The sequence below is a fragment of the Serratia symbiotica genome (assembly GCF_000821185.2).
Classification (GTDB): domain Bacteria; phylum Pseudomonadota; class Gammaproteobacteria; order Enterobacterales; family Enterobacteriaceae; genus Serratia; species Serratia symbiotica.
This window is the reverse complement of record NZ_CP050855.1, coordinates 2,153,972-2,179,583: the sequence shown is the minus strand read 5'-3', so window position 1 is coordinate 2,179,583 and position 25,612 is coordinate 2,153,972. Positions and strand designations below refer to the sequence as shown.

The 25,612-nt window shown below is 52.8% G+C and carries 16 protein-coding genes and 3 pseudogenes; 2 read left to right on the top strand and 17 right to left on the bottom strand.

The window, feature by feature from the left end; all coding sequences use genetic code 11:
* Window positions 1–318: 318 nt before the first annotated feature.
* Window positions 319–1,671: a prephenate-dependent tRNA uridine(34) hydroxylase TrhP gene (gene trhP, locus SYMBAF_RS10930; RefSeq protein ID WP_040266512.1), complete on the bottom strand. Its 1,353-nt coding sequence runs from the start codon at window positions 1,669–1,671 to the stop codon at window positions 319–321.
* Between the two features lie 381 nt (window positions 1,672–2,052).
* Here trhP and SYMBAF_RS10925 point away from each other — a divergent pair.
* A protein-coding gene (locus SYMBAF_RS10925) for an IS3 family transposase (RefSeq protein ID WP_152609001.1) occupies window positions 2,053–3,221 on the top strand; the annotation gives its coding sequence in 2 pieces (ribosomal slippage) (window positions 2,053–2,302 and window positions 2,302–3,221; 1,170 coding nt in all).
* Between the two features lie 9 nt (window positions 3,222–3,230).
* Here the strand turns inward: SYMBAF_RS10925 and SYMBAF_RS10920 are convergent.
* From SYMBAF_RS10920 to purM, 13 genes and pseudogenes are all read right to left on the bottom strand, one after another.
* Window positions 3,231–3,416 (bottom strand): annotated as a pseudogene (locus SYMBAF_RS10920) (YegP family protein); the annotation flags it as partial.
* Window positions 3,417–4,099: 683 nt separating this feature from the next.
* Window positions 4,100–7,180: a multidrug efflux RND transporter permease subunit MdtC gene (gene mdtC, locus SYMBAF_RS10915; RefSeq protein WP_040266510.1), complete on the bottom strand. Its 3,081-nt coding sequence runs from the start codon at window positions 7,178–7,180 to the stop codon at window positions 4,100–4,102.
* On the bottom strand, window positions 7,177–10,296 hold the full coding sequence (locus SYMBAF_RS10910; RefSeq protein ID WP_040266508.1) for an MdtB/MuxB family multidrug efflux RND transporter permease subunit: 3,120 nt from the start codon (window positions 10,294–10,296) through the stop codon (window positions 7,177–7,179). The genes mdtC and SYMBAF_RS10910 overlap by 4 nt, the downstream gene beginning before the upstream one ends.
* Window positions 10,296–11,507, bottom strand: a complete 1,212-nt coding sequence (locus SYMBAF_RS10905; RefSeq protein ID WP_040266507.1) for an MdtA/MuxA family multidrug efflux RND transporter periplasmic adaptor subunit — start codon at window positions 11,505–11,507, stop codon at window positions 10,296–10,298. Before SYMBAF_RS10905 ends, SYMBAF_RS10910 begins: the two co-directional genes overlap by 1 nt.
* A 383-nt stretch (window positions 11,508–11,890) precedes the next feature.
* Window positions 11,891–13,324 carry a magnesium transporter gene (gene mgtE, locus SYMBAF_RS10900; RefSeq protein ID WP_040266505.1) on the bottom strand — a complete coding sequence of 478 codons (1,434 nt, stop codon included), beginning with the start codon at window positions 13,322–13,324 and terminating at the stop codon, window positions 11,891–11,893.
* An 83-nt stretch (window positions 13,325–13,407) separates the two neighbouring features.
* Window positions 13,408–13,587 carry a DUF2633 family protein gene (locus tag SYMBAF_RS10895; protein WP_040266504.1) on the bottom strand — a complete coding sequence of 60 codons (180 nt, stop codon included), beginning with the start codon at window positions 13,585–13,587 and terminating at the stop codon, window positions 13,408–13,410.
* 140 nt (window positions 13,588–13,727) lie between these two features.
* The gene (locus SYMBAF_RS18105; protein WP_267130287.1) at window positions 13,728–13,853 is read right to left on the bottom strand and encodes a hypothetical protein; all 126 of its coding nucleotides are present in this window, start codon (window positions 13,851–13,853) and stop codon (window positions 13,728–13,730) included.
* 17 nt (window positions 13,854–13,870) lie between these two features.
* Window positions 13,871–14,056, bottom strand: coding sequence for a DUF2633 family protein (locus tag SYMBAF_RS10890; RefSeq protein WP_040266503.1), 186 nt, complete (start codon window positions 14,054–14,056; stop codon window positions 13,871–13,873).
* Window positions 14,057–14,332: 276 nt separating this feature from the next.
* Complete coding sequence (ppx, locus tag SYMBAF_RS10885; protein WP_040266502.1) at window positions 14,333–15,862, bottom strand: exopolyphosphatase; 1,530 nt, start codon at window positions 15,860–15,862, stop codon at window positions 14,333–14,335.
* 10 nt (window positions 15,863–15,872) lie between these two features.
* Entirely contained in the window at window positions 15,873–17,936 is a 2,064-nt protein-coding gene (gene ppk1 / locus SYMBAF_RS10880) for a polyphosphate kinase 1 (protein ID WP_040266500.1), read from the bottom strand.
* 202 nt (window positions 17,937–18,138) lie between these two features.
* Entirely contained in the window at window positions 18,139–18,690 is a 552-nt protein-coding gene (gene speG / locus SYMBAF_RS10875) for a spermidine N1-acetyltransferase (RefSeq protein ID WP_040266499.1), read from the bottom strand.
* A gap of 91 nt (window positions 18,691–18,781) precedes the next feature.
* The gene (gene purN / locus SYMBAF_RS10870; RefSeq protein ID WP_040266497.1) at window positions 18,782–19,420 is read right to left on the bottom strand and encodes a phosphoribosylglycinamide formyltransferase; all 639 of its coding nucleotides are present in this window, start codon (window positions 19,418–19,420) and stop codon (window positions 18,782–18,784) included.
* Window positions 19,417–20,457, bottom strand: a complete 1,041-nt coding sequence (purM, locus tag SYMBAF_RS10865; protein WP_040266495.1) for a phosphoribosylformylglycinamidine cyclo-ligase — start codon at window positions 20,455–20,457, stop codon at window positions 19,417–19,419. Before purM ends, purN begins: the two co-directional genes overlap by 4 nt.
* 254 nt (window positions 20,458–20,711) lie before the next feature.
* Here purM and upp point away from each other — a divergent pair, with 254 nt between their 5' ends.
* Window positions 20,712–21,338 carry a uracil phosphoribosyltransferase gene (gene upp, locus SYMBAF_RS10860; RefSeq protein WP_040266494.1) on the top strand — a complete coding sequence of 209 codons (627 nt, stop codon included), beginning with the start codon at window positions 20,712–20,714 and terminating at the stop codon, window positions 21,336–21,338.
* Window positions 21,339–21,485: 147 nt separating this feature from the next.
* On the opposite strand, the pseudogene SYMBAF_RS18705 reads toward upp, so the two are convergent.
* The 3 genes and pseudogenes from SYMBAF_RS18705 to SYMBAF_RS10845 all read right to left on the bottom strand — a co-directional run.
* Window positions 21,486–21,647, bottom strand: a pseudogene (locus SYMBAF_RS18705) (IS1 family transposase); the annotation flags it as partial.
* A 544-nt stretch (window positions 21,648–22,191) separates the two neighbouring features.
* Window positions 22,192–23,880, bottom strand: a complete 1,689-nt coding sequence (locus SYMBAF_RS10850) for an aspartate:alanine antiporter (RefSeq protein WP_040266493.1) — start codon at window positions 23,878–23,880, stop codon at window positions 22,192–22,194.
* A gap of 626 nt (window positions 23,881–24,506) precedes the next feature.
* Window positions 24,507–25,448: pseudogene (locus SYMBAF_RS10845) on the bottom strand (IS4 family transposase).
* Between the last annotated feature and the right edge of the window lie 164 nt (window positions 25,449–25,612).

The following is a 25,612-nucleotide window of genomic DNA, read 5'->3' as shown; positions in this document are numbered from 1 at the left end:
ACTGGGATAGGCTCTTAATTTCATAGATTAATAGGATATAAAATCATAATTTCGCTATGTGATTTATTCATCGCCATAGCAGGACTCATATCTCTAAATAAAAGGTTGGTATCATTTAAATAAAAAACTAAGTGTACCGCTAAAGAAAAAGCCAGCCCAAGGGAGATTAGGCTGGCTAAGGAGGTGGGTTATAATATTGCTAACAAGTATTTTTGTTGTTCTTTAAGCGAACTGATGGTAACCAAACTGCGAACTCATTGATGTGATCAAAATCTAATATTTGCTAAAAATCGCCACAAAAAGATGGCGATTAAGATTTTACGCGTTATCGTTATTTTCTTTTGTTAAATTGCGGATTAACAAGGCGTAATTGAGATCGATATCCTGAGGGATCGGCAAATAAACGATATGACCATTGCCTGGCGCTACCGTAATCGGCTCGCCTTTTTTATTTTGTATACATTCTAGCGTGAACAGAACATTACCACTAGGCGTCATCATTTCCACGTTATCGCCGAGCATAAATTTGTTTTTCACCTCTACTTCGGCCCAGCCATCGCGCCGTAGGCCGGTAAACTCACCGACAAACTGCTGGCGCTTAGATAGCGAAGAACCGTAGTCATAATTCTGCTGGGCTTCATGCACATGGCGGCGCAGGAAACCTTCGGTATAGCCACGATGCGCTAACCCTTCCAGCGTAGTGAGCAAAGTGGGATCAAAGGGCTTGCCGAGTTTAGCGTCGTCGATGGCACGGCGGTACACCTGGGCGGTGCGGGCGCAGTAGTAGAAGGATTTGGTGCGCCCTTCGATCTTCAGCGAATGTACGCCGAGCTGCGTCAGGTGTGCTACATGTTGGATGGCGCGCAGATCTTTGGAGTTCATGATGTAAGTACCGTGCTCGTCTTCGAAGGCGCTCATGTATTCGCCTGGTTTCTGTGCCTCGGACAACATAAACACTTGGTCGGTGGGTGCACCGATGCCGAGCACTGGTTCGACGGTCTGTACTGGGAGCGGCTCATGCAAAGGCACAAGGTTGCCGATATCGTCCTCTTTGCCTTCTTGCGCCTGGTATTTCCAGCGGCAGGCATTGGTGCAAGTACCTTGGTTGGGATCGCGTTTGTTGATATAACCGGACAACAGGCAGCGGCCAGAGTAGGCCATGCACAGCGCGCCGTGCACGAATATCTCCAGTTCCATCTCTGGCACCTGAGCGCGGATTTCAGCGATCTCTTCCAACGACAGCTCACGCGACAGGATCACGCGCGTCAACCCCATCTGCTGCCAAAATTTCACTGTTGCCCAATTGACCGCATTGGCCTGCACGGACAGATGAATATCCATTTGCGGGAAGGCTTCGCGTACCATCATGATCAAACCGGGATCGGACATGATCAGCGCATCTGGGCGCATGTCGATCACTGGCTTCAGATCGTGCAGAAAGGTTTTGAGCTTGGCATTATGCGGGGCAATATTCACCACCACGTAAAATTTCTTGCCCAACGCATGGGCTTCGTTGATACCCTGCGCCAGGTTTTCATGGTTGAACTCGTTGTTGCGTACCCGTAGGCTATAGCGCGGCTGGCCAGCATAAACCGCATCGGCACCATAGGCAAAGGCGTAACGCATATTCTTCAGCGTTCCGGCCGGGGAGAGAAGTTCTGGTGTGAACATAATGTGTCTCGGTCTGATTTCAGCTCAGTATACTTCTGCCTTCGAGCCGCAATTTGATGGGCTGCCGCGTGAAAGCCAGTAGCTAAAGGTGCCCCAAATGGTGCAGTAAAAGCGGGGAATTATAGCGGTAGGACGGCAATAAATCAGTAGTTAAGCGGCTTTAACTATACCCTAAATAATTCGAATTGCAGGAAAGTGGCAACAGAGTGACAAATCGGTCGGGAACCGATTTGAACAGTGCTAGCGCTGGGCCGCAGGCTGAACCTTAGAGATGAGGTTGATCGATCTTTAGGTGCTGACACCCGTCAGTGTAGTGGCACACTGAATTTGGCCACCTGAACAGAGGTGATATGCTCACCTCAGGACATTACAGGTGCTTCAATGAAAAAAAGAAATTTCAGTGCAGAGTTCAAACGCGAATCCGCTCAACTGGTCGTTGACCAGAACTACACCGTGGCAGATGCAGCCAGTGCTATGGATGTCGGCCTTTCCACAATGACGCGATGGGTGAAGCAGTTGCGTGATGAGCGGCAGGGAAAAATACCTAAAGCCTCTCCCATTACTCCTGAACAAATTGAAATACGTGAGCTGAGGAAAAAAATACAACGTATTGAAATGGAAAACGAAATATTAAAAAAGGCTACCGCGCTCTTGATGTCAGACTCCCTGAACAGTTCTCGATAATCGGGAAACTCAGAGCGCATTATCCGGTGGTCACACTCTGCCACGTGTTCGGGGTTCATCGCAGCAGCTACAAATACTGGAAAAACCGTCCTGAAAAACCAGATGGCAGACGAGCTGTATTACGCAGCCAGGTACTGGAACTGCATAGCGTCAGCCATGGCTCTGCTGGCGCAAGGAGTATCGCAACTATGGCAACCATGAAGGGCTTCAGGATGGGACGATGGCTCGCCGGCAGGCTCATGAAAGAGCTGGGGCTGGTCAGTTGTCAACAGCCCACTCATCGGTATAAATGCGGTGGCCTTGAACACATCGCTATCCCGAATCACCTTGAGCGGCAGTTCGCAGTGACAGAGCCTAATCAGGTGTGGTGTGGCGATGTGACCTATATCTGGACAGGCAGGCGCTGGGCCTACCTCGCCGTTGTTCTCGACCTGTTCGCGAGAAAACCGGTGGGCTGGGCAATGTCGTTCTCACCGGACAGCAGGCTGACCATCAAAGCGCTGGAGATGGCGTGGGAGGCCCGGGGAAAACCAGCCGGAGTGATGTTCCACAGCGATCAGGGCAGCCATTACACAAGCAGACAGTTCCGGCAGTCACTGTGGAGGTATCGGATCAGACAGAGTATGAGTCGGCGTGGAAACTGCTGGGATAATAGCCCAATGGAGCGCTTCTTCAGGAGTCTGAAGAACGAATGGGTACCGGTGACGGGTTACATAAACTTCAGCGATGCAGCCCACGCAATAACGGACTATATCGTTGGGTATTACAGCGCGCTCAGGCCGCATGAATATAACGGTGGGTTACCACCAAACGAATCGGAAAACCGATACTGGAAAAACTCTAACGCGGTGGCCAGTTTTAGTTGACCACTACATACTGTGCTTCAGCTCAAATAGCGCTTCATGAGGTGAGTGAGTTTGCACTGAGGCGATGCCATTTTTCGCTGAAGCTTTGCTGACATACATCTCGCTAGTTAGAATGATTTCGCCATTACTGGCTTTTAGGTTGAAGTAATACTGTCCGTTCTTAGCTTTTTTCAGCTCATAATGACCGATTGCCATAGTTCTTTCCCGTTGCTTTCGATATGTACTGTAAGTGTAGCCAAAAATTTGAACATCAGCGGCTAAGGCCCATTTTAAATAGGCAGCCTCGCGCCGCCTATCGTTCATACTTCCAGACTAGGGTGCCACCGCGATAACCTGATGGCGCTGTCGTCATTTTTAACGTGGCAGCGCGTTCTGCTGCTCCCCGGTTAAATGTGCCGTTTCTGCGATAACACGCGATGAGTGAGTCAATATCAAGTAAGTTGATTAAAGCTCACTGGTGACTTCTTGACTAACTACAACTTTTCCATAACCAGATAGTGTCCCTTGTGGTATCAGCTCGGTCTTTACTTTACTGCCAGGGTATTTTCTTCTAATCCGCCACACTGTCTGAGATTCATTGTATACACCATCGAAACCAGGGATTCTTTTCCATTGCTTACATTGCCTTTGGGTGTGACGCCCAGACGAACCTCATAACCTCTATAACTGGCGTCGGATGCCCAGTGCGGATTTTTGGCTTCAGCGGCCTGAGGGGGCAATCCACTAGATGTTGCTTGCCTTATAATACCATTGGAACAGGGAGGCATCGCTACCTGCGCCCTGGCTATCAAAATCGTAGGTGCCCCTCAGCGTGCTACCGATGGGCACCTTGTCAGTCGGTGAAGTGGTGACATTACCCTGCTACCTGAACTGCCCCATTATTGAGGCAGTGGAGCCAGTGTTTTGCCACGGCGCAACTTCATCAGCAGCCGGTCAAAATAAAGATACACCACGGGTGTGGTGTACAGCGTCAGCAGTTGGCTCATCACCAGGCCACCAACGATGGTGATACCGAGCGGTTGACGCAGCTCTGCGCCGTCGCCACTGGTCACCACCAACGGCAGCGCCCCAAACAGCGTGGCTAGCGTGGTCATCATGATGGGCCGAAAACGCAGCAGGCTGGCCTGGAAAATCGCTTCCTGAGCGCTGAGGCCGCTGTTGCGCTGTGCGTCAAGAGCAAAGTCAACCATCATGATGGCATTTTTCTTCACGATGCCGATCAGCAGCATGATGCCGATTAGCGCGATCAGGCTGAATGAGGCACCGGACAGTTTTAGTGCCAGCAGCGCACCTATCCCGGCCAGGGGGAGAGTGGAGAGAATGGTCAGTGGGTGGATGTAGCTTTCATACAGTATGCTCAGCACGATATACACCGTGACTATCGCCGCAAGGATCAGGAACAACAGCGATTTTGAGGTGTCCTGAAACACCTGTGCGGTGCCAGCGAAGGTGCCGCGCACCGTGGGTGGCACGCCGAGCTGTGTCATGGTGCGTTCTACCGCTGTGGTGGCATCTGACAAACTGCCACCGGTGGGCAGGTTAAAGGAGAGAGTCGATGCTGCCGATAGTCCCTGGTGGTTAACTGACAATGGCGCATTGGTTGGCTGCCAGTGGGCAAAGTAGGAAAGCGGGATTGCCTTTCCTTCGCGGTTAATAATGAACATTTTATCCAGCGAGCGGGCATCCTGTGTGTAAGGTGGTGCAACTTCCATCACCACGCTGTATTGGTTGAGCGGTTGATAAATGGTCGAGATCTGGCGCTGGCCAAAGGCGTTGTTCAGCAGGTTATTGGCGTCGGAAACGGAAATGCCGAGCCGTGCCAGGGTATCGCGATCATAAATCAGATCCATTTCTGAGCCTTTGTCTTGCTGATCAGAGTTGATGTCCACCAACTCTGGCAATGCGGCCAGTGCGGTGCGGATTTTCGGTTCCCAGGTGCGTAAAGCGCTCAGATCATCCGACAGCAGAGTGTACTGATAGCTAGCGTTGGCTCGCCGTCCGCCCACATGGATATCCTGCATCGCCATCAGGAACAGGTTGGCACCTGGCTCTTTCGCCAGCTTGGCCCTGAGGCGAGCGATGATTTGTTGGGCATTTTCGTTACGCTCTGACTGCGGTTTCAACGAGATAAACATCGAACCGCTGTTGATGCGCGAGCCGCCGGTGAAGCCAATAACGTTTTCCACATCCGGGTCTTGACGCACTATGGTCATGAAGTCTTTCAGCTTCTGGTGCATCGCCTGAAACGAGATGCTCTGGTCGGCTTGGATAAAGCCTAGTAGCCGTCCGGTGTCCTGCTCTGGGAAGAAGGTTTTTGGCATGCTGATGTACAACCAAACATTCAGCGCTAGCGTGGCTATCAGTATCATTAGCACCCAGCGTGCATGATTGAGCACCCAGTTTAGCGAGTGTCCGTAGCCTTGTTGTAGTTTCAGCAGTAGCTTGGTGAAGCCGCGCGCCCGCTGCGGTGTACGCGGTGGGTGTTGGCGCAGCAAGTAGGCGCACATCATCGGCGTCAGCGTTAGCGAGATAATCAGCGATAATCCGATCGATACCGACAAGGTGACAGCGAATTCGCGGAACAGGCGGCCGACTAGCCCCTCCATCAGCATTAACGGGATAAACACCGCCACCAGCGAAGCGCTCATCGATAGCACAGTGAAGCCGACTTCCCGTACCCCCAGCAGTGCGGCGTTGATCGGCTTTATACCCGCTTCGACATGGCGCGAAATATTTTCCATCATTACGATGGCATCATCGACCACGAATCCGGTAGCGATGGTTAGCGCCATCAGCGACAGATTATTCAGGCTGAAGCCGCACAGGTACATGGCGGCAAAGGAGCCGATCAACGACATTGGCACCGCCACTGCTGGGATCAACGTGGCACGGCCAGAGCGTAGGAAAAGGAACACTACCAGGATCACCAACCCGATGGCGATGACCAACGATTGTTCCACCTCGGCCAGCGAGGCGCGGATGGTCGGTGAGCGATCCTGGGCGATATTCAGTTGGATCGATGCTGGGAGCCTCTCCCGTAGGCTGGGCAGCTCGGCGCGGATGCGATCGACGGTGGCGATGATATTGGCGTCCTGCGAGCGACTTACCACCAATAGGACAGCCGGTTGAGCATTGGTCATACCGGCATTGCGCACGTCTTGTACCGAATCAATCACCTCGGCGACGTCGCTTAGCCTGACGGCGGCACCGTGGTTATAATGTACGATCAGCGGTTTATAGGCTGCTGCGGTTTTGAGGTGATCGTTGCTCTGCAGTTGCCAGCGCTTGTCCGGGCTTTCTGCCGACCCCAATGGCATGCGCAGGTTGGCGTTGCTGATTGCCCGGCGCACGCTGTCCAGTGAGACGCCTTGATTGAACAGCGCGGAAGGGTTCAGTTCTACCCGCACCGCTGGCAAAGAGCTACCACCCACGCTAACATCGCCGACACCTGGGGTCTGGGCGATTTTTTGCGCCAGTCGGCTGGAGGCGAAATCATAAAGCTGCCCCTGGCTGTAGGTGTCAGAAGTCAGTGTCAGGATCATGATCGGAGCATCTGACGGGTTCATTTGCCAATAGCTGGGGCGGCTGGGCATGCCGGAAGGTAGCAGGCTTTGTGCGGCGTTGATCGCTGCCTGCACGTCACGGGCAGCACCGTTGATATCGCGGTTGAGATCGAACTGCAAAATCACTTGAGTATTGCCCAGCGAACTCATCGAGGTCATTTCGTTGACCCCAGCGATGCGGCCCAATGTGCGTTCCAGCGGCATAGCGACCGAGGTTGCCATGGTTTCAGGATCGGCACCCGGCAGCGAGGCGCTGATGAGTATCACTGGGAAATCGACCTGCGGCAGTGGCGCGATAGGCAGCAGGCTAAAGCCCAGCCCCCCGGCTAACGCAATGGCCAGTGCTAGCAGGGTGGTGGCCACAGGCCGGAAGATAAACAGTGAAAAGAATTTCACGATATCTCCTGGAAGGCTACTTTTTGGTTCGTGCGGCGCGCCAGTTTATCGAACAGCAGATAAATCACCGGGGTAGTGAACAGCGTCAGGATCTGGCTCATGATCAGGCCACCCACCATACAGATGCCCAGAGGACGGCGTAGCTCGGCACCAACGCCAGTGCTGAGCATCAGCGGCAATGCGCCGAGCAACGCGGCCAGCGTTGTCATCAGGATTGGCCGGAAACGCAGCAGGCAGGCTTGGTAGATAGCATCGTAAGGCTTCATTCCCTGTTGGCGTTCAGCGGCCAGGGCAAAGTCGATCATCATAATGGCGTTTTTCTTCACGATGCCGATCAACAGAATGATGCCGATGATGGCGATCACGTCCAATTCGCTGTCGGCCAGCATCAGTGCCAGCAGTGCACCGACCCCGGCGATCGGCAGTGTCGAAAGGATAGTGATCGGATGGATGTAGCTTTCATACAACACCCCCAGCACGATATACATCGCTACCACTGCCGCCAGGATCAGCCATAGTGTGTTGCTGAGTGCGGCCTGAAAGGCCAGCGTTGCCCCCTGAAATTGGGTGGTGATGTCCTTCGGCATCGCGAGATCCTTTTCCACTTGAGTGATGGCGTTGACCGCCGCTTCAAGTGAATAGCCGCCCGCAACGTTAAATGACACTGTGGTTGCCGGGAACTGGTTGAGGTGATTGATCGATAGCGGCCCGTTGCGCTGCTCGATTTTGGCGAGGGTATTTAGCGGCACTAGGGTGCCGTTGCTGCTGGTCAGGTGAATATCGTTCAGGGCAGCCAGCCCCGGCGTGGTCTGCACGTCATGCTCCAGCACCACGCGATACTGATTAGCCTGGGTGTAGATGGTGGAGATCAGGCGTTGCCCAAAGGCGTTGTACAGCGCGTTGTCCACGTTGCTCATCTGAATGCCGAGGCGCGAGGCGGTATCGCGATCGACATTGATATAGGCTTCCAGCCCCTGATCTTGCCAGTCGCTGCTGACATCCTGCAATGCTGGCGTTTGCTGCAACGCCTTGACCAATTGCGGTACCCAGTGGCTGAGCTGCTCCAGCGACATCGCTTGTAGGGTGAACTGGTATTGCGTCCGGTTGGCCTGGGTGTCGATGGTCAGATCTTGCACGGGTTGCAAATACAGCTTTAAGCCGGGTAGCCGGGCTACCTGTTGCTGCATACGCTGGATGATCGTCGGTAGGCTCCCACTGCGTTCGCTCAGCGGCTTGAGGTTGATTTGCAGGCGACCACTGTTGAGGGTGGTATTGGTGCCATCCACACCGATAAATGAGGTCAGGCTTTCCACCGCCGGATCTTGCAGCAACTGGGCGGCAACCTGCTGCTGGAGGATCGCCATTTTACTGAAGGACACTGACTGCGGTGCTTGCAACGTGCCTTGGATCAGGCCGTTATCCTGGATCGGGAAGAAGCCTTTCGGGATGAACAGATAGAGCAATACCGTGAGTGCCAGGGTGCTCAACGCCACGCCGAGCGTCAACCACGGGTGGTTGAGCACGTTTTTCAGCCATTTTCCGTATTGTGCAATCACCCGCTCAAAGAAACGTTCGGATGCGGCGGAAAATCGGTTCTGCTTGCGCAGCGATGTGTGGCTCAGCATGCGTGCGCACATCATGGGGGTCAGCGTTAATGAAACCACGGCAGAGATCAGGATCGCTACTGCCAGCGTTACGGCGAACTCGCGGAACAGCCGACCAATGATGTCACCCATAAACAGCAGCGGGATCAGTACTGCCACCAGTGAGAAGGTCAGCGAGATAATGGTAAAGCCGATTTCACCGGCTCCTTTCAGCGTGGCATCGAGCGGTTTTTCTCCTTTCTCGATATAGCGCGAGATATTCTCGATCACCACGATGGCGTCGTCTACCACAAAGCCAGTGGCGATGGTCAGCGCCATCAGCGTCAGATTGTTGATGGAAAAACCAAGGAAATACATGGCGGAGAAGGTGCCGAGCAGTGACAGCGGCACTACCACGCTGGGGATGAGCGTCGCCAGCACGTTGCGCAGGAAGAGGTAAATCACCATCACTACCAACGCGATCGACAGCAACAGTTCGAACTGCACATCGCTGACTGAGGCGCGAATAGGGGTGGTGCGGTCGATCAGTACCTTGACATCGACCGATTTGGGCAGGTTTTTGATAAGCTGCGGCAGTATTTTGCGAATGTCGTCGGCAGTGGCAATGACGTTGACACCCGGCTGGCGCTGAATATTGAGCACAATTGCTGGCTGTTGGTTGGCCCAGGCCGCCAATCGGAGATTTTCCGCGCCTTGTTCAACGCGGGCGATGTCCTCTAGCCGAATAGGCGCACCATTTTTATAAGCGACGATCAACTGACGATAATCGTCGATGGATCTCATCTGGTCGTTGGCGGACAGTGTGACCGAACGCGCTGGGCCGTCTAGGCTGCCCTTGGCGGAGTTAACGTTGGCACCGGTAATGGCGCTGCGCACCATTTCGCTATCCAGACCCTTGGCCGCCATGGCGGGTGCATTGAGCTTTACGCGTACTGCCGGGCGTTGGCCGCCGGAAATGGTCACCAGCCCAACGCCGGTGACTTGGGAAATTTTCTGCGCTACGCGGGTTTCCACCATGTCTTCCAGTTGGGTCATCGGTATGGCGGTTGAGGTGACAGCCAGCGTCAGGATCGGGGGATCGGCAGGATTAACTTTGCTGTAAATCGGCGGGTAGGGTAGATCGGTTGGCAGTAGCTTGGTGGCGGAGTTGATCGCCGCTTGCACTTCTTGCTCGGCGACATCCAGCGATAGCGCCAGTTGGAACTGTAAGGTGATTACCGCAGCGCCGCCGGAGCTTTGTGACAGCATTTGTTTTAGCCCGGACATCTGGCCAAACTGGCGCTCCAGCGGGGCGGTAATCGACGATGTTACCACATCAGGGCTGGCACCGGGGTACAGTGTCACCACTTGAATGGTCGGGTAGTCCACTTCTGGCAGAGCGGAAACCGGCAGCGAATGATAACCGATCATCCCCGCCAACAGGATCGCCACCATCAGCAGTGTGGTGGCGACCGGGCGCAGGATGAACAGACGCGAGGGGCCGCCGCCAGGATGCGGTGTTATCACTGACATCAGGATTTGACCGATTTGACGTGGAGAGCGGCCTCGCCGTTAGTTGTTGTGGTCTGTGGCGTTACCACCTCGACCTTCATGCCTTCCGTCAGTTGGTCGATGCCGTCGGTGACCACTCGCCGCCCGGCGTTCAACCCGCTGGTGATGACCAGGCTCTGATGGTCTTCAATGCCCACGGCTACCCGATGTTTGCTAACCTTGTTTTCTTCGTCCAAGATCCAGACAAAATTACCTGCGTTGCTCATCTGTACGGCGGCGCTCGGCACCACAATGGCGTTTTGCAGCGTGGCGATTTTCAAACGAGCATTCACAAACTGGTTAGGGAACAATGTATCGTTCTGGTTGTCGTATCGTGCTTTCAGCTTGAGGGTGCCAGTGGTGGTGTCAATCTGATTGTCGAGGCTAAGCAGGCTGCCCTGCGCCAGCAAGCTTTTGTTGCTGCGATCCCAGGCTTCGACACTCACCGGGCCGGTTTTTTGTGCGCTGATAATATCGCTGATAGTGCTTTCTGGCAGGGTGAAAACCACATCAATGGGGTGTGTTTGAGTGATCACCACAATGGCGGTGGTGCCGCTGGTGATGTCGTTGCCTTTATCGATCTGTTTCAAGCCTACGCGGCCAGAGATAGGCGCGATGATTTTGCTGTAGGTCAGTTGTAATTGGGCGCTGTCTACTGCCCCTTGATCGGCTTTGATCGCGCCTGCGCCTTGCTGCACTAATGAACGCTGGGCATCCCATTCTTGGCGCGAGATCAGATTGGTTTTCACCAACTGCTGGTAGCGCGCCAAATCGCGTCGCACATTGGCGAGCACGGCCTGATCTTTGGCCAATTGCCCTTGCGCTTGCTTCAACTGAACCTGAAATGGCCGGGGATCGATTTCCGCCAGCAGATCGCCGGCCTGCACCTGTTGCCCCTCGATAAAGTGCAATGCCATCAGTTGACCCGTGACCCGACTGGTCACGGTGACAGTGTTGGCAGCGGTGACGGTTCCCAGGCCGGTCAGATAGCGCGCAACAGTCTGCTGAGTCGCCATTGCTACTTGAACCGGAGACAAGCGCTCGCGCGCAGCGCCTCTAGCGGTGCTGGTCTGCTTGGCGGTGGCGGAACCTGTGGTGTTGAAATGATGCCAAATTGAAACAGCGGCGCTAGCCACGATGATGGCAACCAGCAGGCACAGTATCAGGGAATGACGTTGAAGTTTTACATTCATGGCGGTGAAATTTCTCTCCGAAGGGGCAGGGGGGGAACTCAACCGCAAAAATCACACTCCTTACAGGATACTCATTTGGGTCAGCGCAGGCAGCATGAAGAAAGACTTGATCTGACATTGAGCTTTGAAAGGTGAGCGTTACCGGTTTTGGTATGGGTACGTTTCTTGATATGAAGCATCAGGAAACGCGCCATGATTTATACTAACAACCCCAGTATCAAACACAAAGCGGGTTTACGGAATTTTGCAGAAGAACGCGTTGACATCCTCATTGCTCTAAAGATCAGGGCGTTACGGCACACCGGGTAAAGTAATAGGGGATCGAGCATCGTGGGAACCGCCGCCTGATGAATACCGCATTTCAGCAGGCGGCGAGTCCAAGATTACAGCAAAAACAACGTCGCCAGGCCAAGGAAGATGAAGAAACCACCGGTATCAGTCAGTGCGGTGATCATTACGCTGGAGCCGACCGCCGGATCGCGCCCCAGTTTGATCATGGTCATCGGGATCATCACCCCCATTAGCGCTGCCACCAGCAGGTTGAGGATCATCGCCAGTGTCATCACCCCGCCCATCGCTAGATCGCCATACAGCAGCCAAGTGATCACGCCCATGATCCCGCCCCATACAACACCGTTGATGAGCGCGACCCCCAGTTCCCTGAGCAGCAGGCGTGAAATGTTGCCGGCTTCGATTTGGTGCAGCGCCAGCGCACGGACGATCATGGTGATGGTTTGATTGCCGGTATTGCCACCGATGCCAGCGACGATCGGCATTAATGCCGCCAATGCCACCAGTTGAGATATGGTGTGTTCGAATAAGCCGATAACCCTTGAGGCAATAAACGCCGTGCATAGGTTGATCGCCAACCAGGTCCAGCGAGTTTTCACCGCCTTGCTGACTGGAGCGAACACATCTTCTTCCGGGCTTAAGCCCCCCAAACGGCGCAGATTGCTGTCACTTTCTTCGTTGACCGCATCGACGATTTCTTCAATGGTCAGGCGGCCCATCAACTTGCCTTTGGCGTCGATCACCGGGGCACTGATCAGATCATAACGTTCGAAAGCGCCGGCCGCTTCATCGGCTTTATCTTCTGGTTGAAAGCGGGTGGGATCGTGATCCATGACTTCGCGCACTGGCGTCTCTGGATCGTTGAGTAGCACTGCAGTGAGTGGTAATTCACCCAGCAGGGTGTTTTTACGATCGGTGACGAACAGTTTGTCGGTGGCGTCTGGAATGGTTTTGCGCATGCGTAGGAAGCGGTGCACCGCGCCGAGTGTGACATCCGGGCGCACTGTCACCAGTTCAAAATCCATCATCCAGCCAACGGTGTCTTTGCCGTAGTGGCTCATCTCTCGCACCTGAGCGCGCTGCTCTGGTTCCAGTGAGGTCAGCAACCGCCCCATCAGGTTACGCGGCAGGTATTGCGCCAGGTAGGCTTGTTCGTCGACGTCCAGTGCCTTGATCGCCTTGAGCAGGTCTTTATCGCTCATCTCTTCGATCAAGCTATCCCACACCGGTTCGGCCACTTCCACCAATGTTTGGCCGCGTTTACTGTTGCCCACCAGCCGCCATAGTGCCAGGCGTTCATCCTGCGGCAATGCTTCCAACAGGTCTGCCAGGTCGGCGGCGTGCATGTCGTCCAGCAGGCCGGAGATCTCCGCTGTTTGGTTCAGCAGTTCGTGCTGACTGAGGGCGGTTTCATCCCCCGGATGGCCGAGTATGCCGTCGACCAGATCCTTATTATTTAGTAGCAGCGAAATAATGTGCTGACGGTATTCAGCGACTTTTTTGACATTATGTGTAGCGGCAGACATGGTATTCCTTAACGGGTACTGGCTGAGGCTCTTTCAACGATAGAAGGTATTGTACAGGTGTCATTGGATGAAATGGATGAGTTTCAGGGCATGCTGTCCTGATTTTCTCGGCTGACTTTGCTGGTGTTCTGATAGGGGGCGAGTTTTTTTTCCGGATGATCAGGCACCACGACTAAGATGGCATACAGCAGGCGAGCAACCACAACGATAAAGATGATAAACAACACTATTTTCGTTATTTTTCCGGGGGTTATTTTACGCATATATCGCCTGTAGTACCGATTTTTCCATGCGACTTGATACTGAACATTGTAACCGGAATTTCAGGCGGTGGTGACAAAATTATTCATTTATTTCTGGTTGCTGTCGCTAGGCGATGTCCCCAGTTCCTCGGATCGCACCCCTAAAGCCGATACTCCGCGTTGTCGGGCTGGTACATCAGCTCTGTTCCCTGCGCCTCAATGACCGATGGGACTGCGATGGCTTCTTGACCAATGACGCCATACAGCCTAGGCTGAACATTGCGCATCCTACGTGCATTCTTCCTCAATCATCAGCTTCCAGTCCACGATGTCGCTCCAGTATGCCTTCTCGCGTCTGATTGGGGGCGAGTTTGCTTTCCGGATGATCAGGCACCACGACCAGGATGGCGTACAGCAGGCGAGCAACCACAATGATAAAGATGATAAACAACACTATTTTCGTTATTTTTCCAGGGGTTATTTTACGCATATATCGCCTACTGTGCCGATTTTCCATGTGACTTGATACTGAACATTGTAACCGGAATTTCAGGCGGTGATGACAAAATTATTCATTTATTTCTGGTTGCTGTCGCTAGGCGGTATCCGGCAATCGCCCCAGTTCCTCGGATCGCGCCCCTAGAGCCGTTACTCCACGTTGTCGGGTCGGTACATCGGCCCTGTTCCCTGCACCTCGATGACCGGCGGGGCTACGATGGCTTCTTGGCCATTGATGCCAAACAGCCTAGGCTGAATATTGCGCATCCTACGTGCATTCTTCCTCAATCATCAGCTTCCAGCCCACGATGTCGTTCCAATAAGCCTGCTCGCGTTCGAGGTCCAACTGCACCAGGTTATTTTGCGCCAAATACCCGCATGGGAAACATAGCGTCCAATGGTTGTCGTGGGTGCTAAGATGCAAGGTCTCCGGTGTGGAGGTTGATTGGCGCTGGTTGTTGAGCAGGATGCTCAGGCGCAGTAGTTGAATCAGTGGCAGGTAATGCTTTTTCTTGAACAGGTTCAGGCGCGGCAACTCTTCCAGCTTGATAGCTTTGCGGTGCAAGCGCACCAGTACTGCCAGCAGCAGTTGTTGTTCCTGGTTGAAGCCCGGCAGGTTGGAGTTCTGAAGGATGTAGGCCGAATGGCGTTGCATCCCGTTTTGGTTGATGCTGAGTCCCACTTCGTGCAGCATGGCGGCCCATTTCAGTAACGCTTCCAATTGCGGCTGTACCAGTTTGGTGTTTTGCACCATCCACTGTGAATATAATAGTTCGCTGGTTTCCAACACCCGCTTGGCTTGCTCACGGTCAATGTTGTAATGATCGGCCAGGCTTTTGGCGGTGCGACTGCGGATGTCCTGATGGCGGAAACGGCCTTCCATTTCATACAACACGCCTTCACGCAATGCACCACCGGAAAGGCGCAACTCTCCGATCGCCAGCGCGTCAAATACGCCGCACAGGATGGCCAGACCCGCTACGAATACCGGCTGGCGCTCTTCTGATAACCCCGGCAGGCTCAGCGAACTGAAATTTTTATAGGGCAGCACCTGCTCGGCGAGCATCTCCAGCCGCTCCAGGGTGATCAGGCCATCTTTCTTGCCCATCGCCACCAGCACTTCGTGAGTGGCCTTGATGGTACCCGAAGTGCCCAGCGCATGCTGCCAGCCCTGAATGCGGTACTGCCAGGCTAGGGACTCGAGCTTCTGCGCTGCCGCCAGACGTGCGCGGCGGAAGCTTTTTTTGCTGATCTCCCTGCCGGGGAAGAACATCTGGGCGAAGCTGACGCAGCCCATGCGGCGGCTTTCCGCTAACAGCGGTTCAAAGTCTTCACCGATTACCAGCTCGGTGGAACCGCCACCGATGTCGACCACCAGCTTACGGCCTTTTTCTGGCTGGGTATGCGCCACGCCCATAAAGATCAGACGCGCTTCTTCCTGACCGGCGATAATTTCGATCGGATAGGGGATGACTTTGGCAGCGCGCTTGAGGAACACTTCCGCATTTACCGCTTGGCGCAGGGCATGGGTACCGACGATGGTGACATTATCCGCCGGGAAACCCCGTAGCCGTTCAGCGAACAGTGCCAGGCAAGCCAGGCCGCGTGTTATCGCCTCTTCGTTGAGCACATTGTCGCTATCCAATCCTTCGGCGAGGAACACCCGCTGTTTTAAGCGGCTCAACACTTGTAAGGCACCGTTGACGACGCGGGCTATCACCATGTGAAAACTGTTCGAGCCGAGGTCGATGGCAGCGAATTCCTGTGGTTTGGTGGTTGCAGTGCTTTTTAGCGGCATAGTGGCTGGCCTATTGTCCTGGTTGTTCCAGAGCTTTTAAATATTCATAAATAGTGACCTGAGCGCGTATCTTCCGGCGATTACCGCGTGGCACGTACTGGTTGCTCAGTTTTTTATCTAGATAGCGGGCTTTGACTGTATCGCTGAACAGGATCTCTAGAATATCCAGAACGCGCTGTTTCAACGTTGGGTCAAGTAGCGATACCGCCACTTCGATGCGGTAATCTATGTTACGGGTCATCCAGTCGGCGGAGGACAGATAAACCTGTTTGTCACCTTTGTTGGTGAAAACGTAGACCCGATCGTGTTCCAGATAGCGGTCAACGATGCTGATTATCTGGATATTGTCACTGATCCCCGGCAAGTGGGGAATCAAAGAACACATGCCACGCACCAACAGGCGGATTTTCACCCCCGCAGCGGAGGCACTATATAACCTATCTACCAATCCCTTATCCACCAAATTATTGATTTTTAGCATGATCCCGGCTTGCTCTCCAGCCTGGGCATTGGCGATTTCGTTGTCGATCAGTTGATACAGTTTCAGCCGTGAGTTCTGTGGCGACACCATCAGGTGGTTGAAGGTGACTGGCCGGTACGGGTTCTCAATAAAGTTGAACACCCGGCGCACTTCTTTGGTGATGCGCGAGTCCGCAGTCAGCAACGAATAGTCGGTATAGCTACGTGCCGTCTTTTCATTAAAATTACCGGTGCCGATATGGGCATAACGCACGATTGCTTCGCCTTCACGGCGCGAAATCAAGAATAGTTTGGCATGTATTTTCAGCCCCGGTGCCGAGAAAATAACGTGTACGCCAGCTTCGGTCAGGCGCTTGGCCCAGTGGATATTGGCCGCTTCATCAAAGCGTGCTTGCAGCTCGACCACTACCGTGACCTTTTTGCCATTGTGCGCGGCGTGGATCATCGATTCGATGATGCGTGAGTCCTTTGCCACGCGGTAAATATTGATCTTTATCGCCAGTACGCTGGGATCGAACGATGCCTGAAGTAGCAGTTCCAGCACATGCTCGAAGGTGTGGTAGGGGTAATACAGCAGCACGTCTTTTTCGCGGATGGCATCAAAGCCGTTGCGGAAGCGGTCGAACCAGCTATGGCGTAGCCGTGGCAGTGGCTTGTTGACAAGGTTGGCTTTGCCGACATTCGGGAAGCTGATGAAGTCTTTGAAATTATGGTAGCGGCCACCGGCGATCACTGAATCGTAGTTGGAGATGCCAAGCTTGCCGCACAGCAACTCCACCATCGGGTTCGGCATATCACTTTGGTAGACAAAGCGTACTGGCTCGGCGGTGAGGCGTTGCTTCAAACTGGAAGACATCAGTTCTAATAGGCTGGTTTCCATCTCGGTGACCAGGTCGTATTCCGCATCGCGGGTCATTTTCATCGAGTAGGCGTTAAGTGCATCGTAGTCGAAGAAACCCTTGAAGATATCATCCAGGCAGTAGCGTAAAATGTTGTCCAGCAGGATCATCGGCTTGCGGCGGCGTGGCGCTTCTGGCGGCAGATTGACAAAGCGTGGCACTTTGTCGGATGGGATTTCCAGCAGCGCGTAGTCGATGCGTGTCCCCTGGATAATCTCTACCGCCAGATAGGTGTAATCGTCTTTTAGGAACTGTGCCAGATTGGTGTCGTGATTGATCAAGATTGGCGTGATGTGCTGGCGCAATTGCTGTTTGAAATACTGCCTTAGCCAGATTTGCTGGTTTTCCGAGATTTGGCGTTCGTTGATCAGGAAGATTTGGTTGCGTGCCATCTCCAGCAATAGATCGTTATACAGGCTGTCGAACTCCTGATCGGTTTCTAACACTTTGGCCTGAATTTTTTTTAGTAGGTGGCGGGAGTCGTCAGCGGAGCCTTGCTCTTCATTGATCAAGATGCGCCGCTTGAGGTCGGCAAAGCGGACTTTATAGAACTCGTCGAGGTTGTTGGAGTAAATGCCGAGAAAACGCATGCGCTCAATCAGGGGATTGCTTTTATCTGCGGCTTCCTGCAACACACGTTCATTAAAGGATAACCAGCTTAGTTCTTTTTCGATGTAGAGCTTTTCCTGACCCATTACTGCTCCCCCTTCAATTTAGAAAAGATCCGGGATGCAACACCCGGATACTGCTCTATTTGTCATTATCGCGAGAGATGGGCAGGAAAGTCCAACTATCCTGTGCGTGATGACACGTCAGCCGTATCAAGGAATGATAGTAGCAGGCGATATGGCCGATTATTCGAATTTAAATAACAAAAGACCGCTTTCGCAGTTTTTTTCATTTCACCAATGATTTATCGCTGAGGATCGTGAACTTCTCCAGGTACTGCGGCTGGAAGATACACATGCGCAATACGGTGCGGTATTCGCCACTGACAAAGAACTCATCGATCAGTTCGCCTTCTACGTTAAACCCCAATTTGCTGTAGATATGGATCGCCTTGGCGTTTTCCTTATCGACAATCAGGTACAGCTTGTACAGGTTGAGCACCGAGAAGCCGTAATCCATCGCCAGGCGGACGGCACTACTGGCGTAGCCTTTGCCTTGGTGCGCCGGATCTATGATGATCTGGAATTCTGCACGGCGGTGGATGTGATTGATCTCCACCAGTTCCACCAACCCGACTTTGCTGCTTTGGTGTTCGATGATAAAACGCCGTTCGCTCTGATCGTGGATGTGTTTGTTGTAGAGATCGGAAAGCTCCATAAAGGCTTCATAGGGTTCTTCAAACCAATAACGCATCACACTGGCGTTGTTGTCCATCTGGTGGACGAACGCCAAATCATCCCGTTCCAATGGGCGTAGCCTGACACTAGTAGTGCTGGACATCTGTGTTCCTCTTTAATCGCGAAATTGTACAAAGTATAACTTCAGGGAATGGCTTATGGCGAAAAAAATATGGGGGGGCAGGCTGCCGCGTTCAGTCAGCGGCATGCCCTGGTGCGGGTAGGTGCTCACCGTCCAGCCAGGCGGCGTTTTCACGCATCACCAGCCGACCAGTGACAAACCAATTCACCACCAATGGATAAAGGGTGTGTTCCTGCGCCTGTACCCGCGCGATCACATCATCTTCTTCGTCACCGGGGAAGATAGGCACCTTGGCCTGTAGGATCACCGGGCCGCCGTCGAGCTGTTCGGTCACGAAATGCACCGAGGTGCCGTGTTCGCTATCACCATTGTCTATGGCTTGACGGTGGGTATGCAGCCCAGGGTATTTTGGCAATAGGGAAGGGTGGATATTCAGCATGCGGCCAGCATAGCGCTGCACGAACGGCGGGTTGAGGATACGCATATAACCAGCCAGTACCACCAGATCAGGCTGATATTGGTCGATGGCGTCGGCCAAGGCTGCGTCGAACGCCGCGCGATCCTGGTAAGCGTTGGCGTCCAGCGCGTGAGCGGCAATACCTGCCGCTTTGGCGCGCTGAAGACCGTAAGCCTGCGCCTTATTGCTGAATACTGCCACGATCTTGGCACTGATCTGCCCCTGCTGGCAGGCATCAATGAGTGCCTGGAGATTGCTCCCTTGACCAGAAATCAACACCACGATCTTTTTCATCCGTTGATGACCACCTGTTGCTCGCTCGCCGATGCGGTCAGTTTACCGATCTTCCACGCATTTTCCCCTGTTGCATTTAGCAACGCGAGGGCGGCTTCCACCTCGGCTTCCGGCAGGGCAATAACCATGCCCACGCCGCAGTTGAAAGTACGATACATCTCATGGCGGCTGACGTTGCCGGCCTGCTGTAACCAATGGAATACTGCTGGCCATTGCCAACTGGCTTCGTCGATCACCGCTTGTATGCCTGCTGGCAGCACGCGCGGGATATTTTCCCAGAAACCGCCACCGGTCAGGTGGGCGATGGCGTGTACTTCGACTGTCTCGATCAGTTCCAGTACCGATTTCACGTAAATTTTGGTTGGGGCTAGCAGGTGATCCGCCAGCGTTTTGCCTGCCAGCAGGGTGGTAGCGGGGTCGGTGTTGTTGACCTCCAGGATTTTGCGCACCAATGAGTAGCCGTTGGAGTGCGGGCCGGAAGCGCCCAAGGCGATTAGGGCATCGCCGGACTGCACCAAGCTGCCGTCAATGATGTTGGATTTCTCGACCACACCTACGCAGAAGCCAGCCACATCATAGTCTGCACCGTGGTACATGCCCGGCATTTCAGCGGTTTCACCGCCCACCAACGCACAGCCAGATTGCTTGCAACCTTCGGCGATGCCCGTAACCACGCTGGCGGCGGTGTCCACGTCGAGTTTGCCGGTGGCGTAGTAATCGAGGAAGAACAGCGGCTCAGCGCCCTGAACCACCAGATCGTTCACGCACATGGCAACCAGATCGATGCCAATGGTGTCGTGGCGTTTCAGATCCATGGCCAGACGTAGCTTAGTACCTACACCATCAGTACCGGAAACCAGCACCGGTTCGCGGTATTTCTGTGGCAATGCACACAGGGCACCAAACCCGCCCAGGCCACCCATCACTTCCGGGCGACGGGTCTGTTTAACGACACCTTTGATGCGGTCTACCAATGTGTTGCCAGCATCGATATCGACACCTGCGTCTTTATAGCTGAGAGAGGTTTTATCGGTCACTGCGCGATCCCCACGGCGGTTTGCGGTTTAAAAACGGTGCTTCCGGTATTGGTGCCGGAATTAAGGCGCGGCAATTCTAACAGTGCGGGCAAACGTTTGCGAGTGGCTTGTGAGCTGGCTCTGCTTTTCATCCTTTATACTGCTATCCAAACTTCTGTTGATCACTGTTGGGCCAGGGTGAGTGGGTGTAGCCGTAAAAAGACGGTATAATTCGGCGATTTTTGGCCGTCAGCCGCCTTTATAGGAGAAAAATGATGAAGATCGTTGAGGTGAAACATCCGCTGGTAAAGCACAAAATTGGCCTGATGCGTGAGCATGACATCAGTACCAAACGCTTCCGTGAGTTGGCCGCTGAAGTGGGTAGCTTGCTAACCTATGAAGCGACCGCTGACCTGGAGACGGAGCGAGCCACCGTTGAAGGCTGGTGTGGGCCGGTTGAAGTGGATCAACTTAAAGGGAAAAAAATTACCATCGTACCCATTCTGCGCGCGGGTTTGGGCATGATTGAAGGAGTACTGGAACACCTCCCAAGTGCGCGTATCAGCGTAGTGGGTGTTTACCGCGATGAAGAAACCCTCAAACCCGTGCCTTACTTCCAAAAGCTGGCTTCTAACATTGAAGAGCGTATGGCACTGGTCGTTGACCCGATGCTGGCCACTGGCGGTTCGATGATCGCTACCCTCGATCTGCTGAAGAAAGCAGGCTGCAACAGTATCAAAGTACTGGTGCTGGTAGCGGTGCCGGAGGGTATCGCCGCGTTGGAGAAGGCGCATCCTGATGTTGAGCTGTACACCGCCCCTATCGATCAATACCTTGATGAGAAGGGCTACATTGTGCCGGGCTTGGGTGACGCGGGCGACAAGATATTTGGTACCAAATAAAATTCAGCCAGCTAAGAGCCTATCTCAATAGGCGTACATTGTTGCTGCCAGTTTGGATACCGACAGCGCGCAACAACCGGCGCGTATATGTAGTACGTGGGGATGGTGAGTACTGCCCAGGGCCAAAATGACAAATAAAATAGCTTGTCATGACTCCGAAGGGTTGTAGTGGTGTCTTTCAATATAGGCACCAATAACTTTTTCATGTATCTAAAATGAACGTGGATAACATATTGTTTTACGTGTCAGTCGCTTAATATGTTTGCGTAAATTAAGATTATGTCGCTCGATTCTCTGAGTAAACCCTTTGCGAAAAAAGGGGGGGGGGGCCTCGCTGGAGACCGGTTACAACAGGCCTCTGGTCACCCTGACGAATTCACTGGGAACTGAAAGCAGGCGTGGAAGGAAAGCTGAACCGCGATCTGAGCCTGTGGGGGAGTATAGCTCGGTAGGTGGGCAGAGAAGGCTACAACGTGGGCGTTAAATACCAGTTCTGATCCCTCTTGTCTCATCTCCTATGCGGGTAGGAAAAGGGCAGCATAAGGGGGAAGAGGGGGAGGTTTACTCTAAGGCGATTTAGAGCCTATCCCACTAGGCTATTTGAATTGACATTTTGGCCCTGGACAGTTCACTTTAGGCGGGTTTTATTGCCGGAGCGGGGAAGACGATAAACGTTAGAAAATAAAAAACCGATAATCTTGAACCTAAAAGGCGAGATTATCTGGCTCCACAAATTGGGAACATCAAAGAAAAGCAGTGGCACTCAATCAGACTGCCTCTGGCAACATAAGTTCTCAATGGTAACAAAAAAGCAAAAATATTTTTACCGCCTTTCCTGCTGCGCGCTGATCGGCTATCCGGGTATCTCCGGCCACAATACGACGATCAGCGAACCCGCCAGCGTTAATAGCACGTTAGCGATGGCGTAGGTGCCAGCATAGCCCAATGCAGGAATGTTACTACGCGCAGTATCGCTGATGATTTCCATTGCCGGTGCGCAGGTGCGAGCGCCCATGATCGCACCAAACAGCAGGGCGCGGTTCATACGCAGCACGTAGGCACCGAACAGGAAACAGAGCACCACTGGCACAAGGCTGACCAGCAACCCGGCGATCAGCATCTTACCGCCGATTGTACCCAGGCTGTGGCTGATGCCGGTACCCGCGCTCAGGCCCACGCTGGCCATAAAAATCATGAGGCCGAATTCTTTCACCATGTTTAATGCACCTTGCGGGATGTATCCAAAGGTCGGATGGTTGGCGCGTAGGAAGCCGAGCATGATACCGGATATCAGCAGGCCAGCGGCATTGCCAATACCGAACGAGAAATGGCTGAACTGAATGGTGATCTGGCCAATCAGTAAGCCGATGATAAAGAAGGCGCAGAATGCCAGCAGGTCGGTTACCTGGCTGTGGATTGAGATAAAACCGATCTTCTCCGCCACGTTCTTCACCCGGCGTGTGTCGCCGCTCACCTGTAATATATCGCCCTTATGGAGCACGATACTGTCATCAATAGGCATTTCAATCTGGCTGCGGATCACTCGGTTGAGGAAGCAGCCGTGGTCGGTTAGCTTGAGCTGACTCAAACGCTTGTTTACCGCGTTGCTATTTTTCACCACGATGGCTTCGGTGACGATGCGCATATCAAGCAAATCGCGGTCAAATACCTCCTTGCCGTTGCGGAAGTTGGGATCTAAGCGTGCGTGGGCGTCTGGGTAGCCAACCAGTGAGATCTCATCGCCCACTTGTAGCACTGCATCACCATCTGGATTGGCCAGAATGCCGTTGCGGCGAATGCGCTCAATGTAACAGCCAGTCTGGTGATAGATGCCCAATTTGCGCAGGTTCTTACCATCAGCCCAGGCTACCAACTCTGGTCCGACGCGGTAGGCACGGATCACCGGCAAATAGACTTTGTGTTGGCTATCGCTATCCAAGCCACGCTCGCGGGCGATCTGTTGGGCTGAAGTGGATAGATCCTGATGTTGTAGCTTTGGTAGGTAGCGTGCGCCGAAGATCAGGCTTACCAGACCGATCAGGTAAGTCAGGGCGTAGCCAAGGCTCAAATGATCCTGCGCCGTCAAAAGGGCTGAACTATTGACCATGGTGCTACGTAGTGTATCGCCAGCGCCCACCAGTACCGGCGTTGAAGTCATCGAACCGGCTAGCATGCCAGCAGTTAATCCGATGTTCCAGTGGAACATTTTGCCAAGTCCGATGGCGATTACCATTGCTGAACCGACCATCACCAGCGCCAACATCAGGTAATTTTTGCCATCGCGGAAGAAAATTGAGAAAAAGTTAGGCCCGGCTTCCACGCCCACGCAGAAAATAAATAACATAAAGCCGAGATTCAGCGCTTCGGTATTAATGGCGAAGTGTTGCTGGCCTAGCAGCAAAGAAACCACCAAAACACCAATGGAATTTCCGAGTTGAACGGAACCCAAGCGAACTTTACCGAGGCACAGCCCTAGTGCGAGTACCACGAACAGTAACAGGATATAGTTACCGTTCAGCAAACTAACGACGTTTATATTCACGGAGGATAACTTATTGTTTACCAGTAAATGATTGATATATATTCATCATACTTCAAACTGCCTGTGCGATGGCTTTCCTTGTTCACCCCAGTCACTTACTGGTGTTAAGTGCTTGAGGATTAATGAACCTTAGCCCTGAAGCTCAGCCTGCGGCCCTGCACAAACGCTGTTTAAATCGGTTCCCGACCGATTTGTCGCTGCGTTGCCACCTTGCTGCCACTTGAATTATTTAGGGTATAAGTGACGATAAAAAATAAAATTAGTCATAAAACCACATTATAAATAACTCACCTACGATGGGCGATTCGAATTACCGATCAACGGAATTTATTCTAGCCGTTCTGGGGGGGGACAGCCACTAAAAGCGGCTTTTCTATGCTTTCTTTTTATCGGAGGAGAAGTACATGGTGCCACCGGTTTGGTGATAGCACTGATTTTTAGTGATTTTAGTGGTCTGGCAAGGGAACGCTCCGCATGACAATTTATCAATATTGGTGGGGTTTTTCGTTGCTTGTTGTTATTCCATCATTATTGGGATCTGGCTGATGTTATCATCTACTGGTGTATCGCTAAGGGTACCAGTAAAAATGGCACCGTAAGTTTGAGGGATCCCCAGAAATCCCTCATCAATAGATCAGCACCCTACTTCGGTATGTTTTAGATAGATGAGGAGAGATCTCAACTTTATCCGCCTTACTAATAGCGGAGAGTGTCGTAAGACATTCTCCGCTAATGTCAGAGAGGAAATAACACGCCGATGCTTTGTGCTATTTGCCTGATGTCGTAGATGTAATCCTTTATTTTCAAGATGATATCCCATTAACCACAGCACTATTGTACTAAGCGTTGCCAACAGGTATAACACGGCAAGCCGTGGACCGGTTTTGCTTTGACTTGCCCGTAGTCCAAAATCAAATTGCTCACACCCCATAACCCAAATACTCTGTCGAAGGCTTAACGCTCAGGTCCTTCAATTGCCGCCATTGTTCATCGTTGTTTAATCTGAAATACACCGCTCCGCGAACTCTGCCAACAAAGTCCCATCTTAGCTCGCGAACCTGATGAAACCACGAACAACGAAAACCGGCATCTGTCGCTATCGTTACCCGGCTAACGGTAGGAATAGCAGCAGCCAAATCATTGATAAAAGCCTTTTGAGCCAGGGAGTCATTTTGTTTTTTAGAAGGCAAGATAGGGCTGATTAGAGGAATGGAACGCCCGTCACAAAGTAAACTTGCACACAGAACGTGATACTCCTGAGAGGGGTAGCCGCTCCAATCGACAGCAATAACACACCAGGGTAATTTGCGGGTGAATAGAGACGTAATATTACGAAAAATCAGGGGAATATCGCGGTGAAGTGCAGAAGTACCCCACAGTCGACCAACGCGTTTTATCTTATTTTTGACCTGGGCTGTTCCCGGCAAATAACGCCCAATATTGGTCAGGGTAAGAGAGGCTTCACAAGTTACAGCAACAGTAGCGTCGAGAAGGGCATTTTGTCGATATTGGTGAAAGGGGGCTAAAGCGCCCCGGAAAAACTTCTGGCATACTGAATAAACAGGCATAGAGGTGATCTCATTGAATTTGTTTGCGCAATCAGTAGATCATAAAACTCTATGCCTGTCTTCCCCCGCCATGATGGCGGGATTTTTTTTCAGGCACTTAGAAAAAATCCCTTTTAAATCAAGCTATCCTGTAACCGCTAGAAGCAGTTACAGGAAGCGTTTAG